Source organism: Halomonas sp. KX33721 (genome assembly GCF_001596805.1).
GTDB classification, from domain to species: domain Bacteria; phylum Pseudomonadota; class Gammaproteobacteria; order Pseudomonadales; family Halomonadaceae; genus Vreelandella; species Vreelandella aquamarina.
In genome coordinates, this window is the sequence record NZ_LVIA01000086.1 from 1 (window position 1) to 2011 (window position 2011).

3 protein-coding genes are annotated in these 2011 nt (G+C 59.8%); all 3 read right to left on the reverse strand.

The window, feature by feature from the left end; genetic code table 11:
• Nucleotides 1-48: 48 nt before the first annotated feature.
• On the reverse strand, nucleotides 49-1416 hold the full coding sequence (locus A3220_RS16425) for a Rieske 2Fe-2S domain-containing protein (RefSeq protein WP_062376023.1): 1368 nt from the start codon (nucleotides 1414-1416) through the stop codon (nucleotides 49-51).
• Between the two features lie 80 nt (nucleotides 1417-1496).
• Nucleotides 1497-1847: a hypothetical protein gene (locus A3220_RS16430; RefSeq protein ID WP_252860511.1), complete on the reverse strand. Its 351-nt coding sequence runs from the start codon at nucleotides 1845-1847 to the stop codon at nucleotides 1497-1499.
• Nucleotides 1766-2008 (reverse strand): hypothetical protein, encoded by a 243-nt coding sequence (locus tag A3220_RS18090; RefSeq protein ID WP_252860512.1) that lies wholly within the window; start codon nucleotides 2006-2008, stop codon nucleotides 1766-1768. The genes A3220_RS16430 and A3220_RS18090 overlap by 82 nt, the downstream gene beginning before the upstream one ends.
• Between the last annotated feature and the right edge of the window lie 3 nt (nucleotides 2009-2011).

Consider the following 2011-nt stretch of genomic DNA (forward strand, 5'->3'; position numbering starts at 1 on the left):
ATAGCTGATACTCATGGCCTTTCTCTCCTTTCTTTAGGCATCGGGCGCTTAGGCGGTCGCGGTGGCGATAAACTGACTGCGCTCTTTGTCGATGGCGCGCAGCATTTCGCTGACCCAGTGCTTGTGGTGCAGTACGTAGAGGCCTTCATCTTCGGGAGAGGCGCCGCTGAGCAGTGGTTTCATGCCGATGGCCTGGGCGTTTTCGTCCGCGCCTTCGATCCATTGCTTGGCGCCGCGGGAGAGGTCATTCCATTCAGCTAGGGCGCCGTTGTAACCTTCCTGACACGCACGGAACTCTTCGAGGTCATCCGGTGTGCCCATGCCGGAGACGTTGAAGAAGTCTTCGTACTGGCGGATACGTACCCGCCGATTTTCCGCCGACTCCCCTTTAGGGGCGAAGCAGTAGATGGTCACTTCCGTTTTATTGACGTCGATGGGACGCAGCACGCGGATTTGCGTGGAGAACTGGTCCATCAGGTAGACGTTGGGGTAGAGGCACAGGTTGCGCGTTTGATTCACAATCGAGTCGGCGCGGGCTTCCCCTAACTGCTCTTGGATCCACTCTTTTTCCTGGTAGACCGGGCGTACGTCGGGATTGAGCAGCCGAGTCCATAGCATCATGTGGCCGTTTTCGTAGGAGTAGAAGCCGCCTTTGCTTTTCGACCAGCCGTCCGCGTCGACCGCCTTGGTACCACCGGCATCGTAGTTGCGGCGCTCCATGGTGGAGGCGTAGTTCCAGTGCACGGAGCTGACGTGGTAACCGTCGGCACCGTTTTCGGCCTGCAGCTTCCAGTTGCCGGTGTAGGTGTACGATGAGGTGCCGCGCAGGATCTCAAGACCTTCGGGGGCTTGGTCGACGATGTTGTCGATGACCTTGGTGGTTTCACCTAGGTGCTGTTCGAGCGGCTGCACATCGTCACTCAGGCTGCCGAACAGGAAGCCTTTGTAGTTCTCAAAGCGCGGGAGGCGCTTGAGGTTATGGGAGCCGTCCTGCTTGAAAGTATCCGGGTAGGCGCCGGTCTTTTCGTTTTTAGCTTTGAGCAGTTGGCCGTCGTTTTTGAAGGTCCAGCCGTGGAACGGGCAGGTGAAGGTGCCCTTGTTGCCGCGCTTGCGACGGCACAGGGTGGCGCCGCGGTGGGCACAGGCGTTAATCAGGCCGTGCAGTTCGCCTTGCTTGTCGCGGGTGATAATCACCGGCTGACGACCCACGGTGGTGGTGAAGTAGTCTCCCGGCTCGGCAATTTGGCTCTCATGGGCCAGAAATACCCAGTTGCCTTCGAAGATGTGTTTCATCTCCAGCTCGAAAAAAGCGGGATCTGTAAACATGCTGCGGTGGCAGCGGAAAATACCGTTGTCAGGGTCGTCTTGTACCGCACCGCGCACGCGGGCTTCGAGCTGATCAAGCTGTGTGGTCATGATCTCTCTCCTCGTTATTATGTCGCGCTGTTAAGGCGTCAAGGCAGGCCAAGGGGGAGGCCCGCCTTTCAAACAGGGGTTTATACTTTGGCCGTGCCGGCCAGCTGGCTGGCCAGGTCCTGCTCGTCTTCCTTGGCGCGGGGGCGGGCGTGGCGAACTTGTAGCTCGGCGGCGTCGGTTTGTGCCAACTCCACGTCGAACACCACCTGGGCGAAGGGGCCGTCCAGCTCACGCTTGGCAATCTCAGCCGGGTCTTCAATCCGCTCGGCGGGCACGACGAGCTCTTCGCGGGTGGCAAAGGCGAAGTCATCAAAGGTGTAGGGGTCGCCGGCTAAGTTGATCTGGGTGGTCAGGTGCTGGTGGCCCGGGGCAGAGACAAAGTAGTGAATATGCGCCGGGCGCTCGCCGTGGCGGCCGAGGGACTTGAGCACCACATCGGTGGGGGCCCTTCCGGTACGCCGTAGCCGGAGGGAATAATGCTACGCGCGGTGTACCGGCCCTCGCTGTCGGCATAGATCGTGCGGCGCATGTTGTACTCGTCCTGAGAAGGGTCAAAGAACGAGTAGCCGCCCTTGGAGTTGCAGTGCCAGATCTC

Bases quoted from the DNA above. Each gene is read 5' to 3' on its own strand.
- A3220_RS16425 (WP_062376023.1), bottom strand. From the start codon at position 1,416: ATGACCACACAGCTTGATCAGCTCGAAGCCCGCGTGCGCGGTGCGGTA.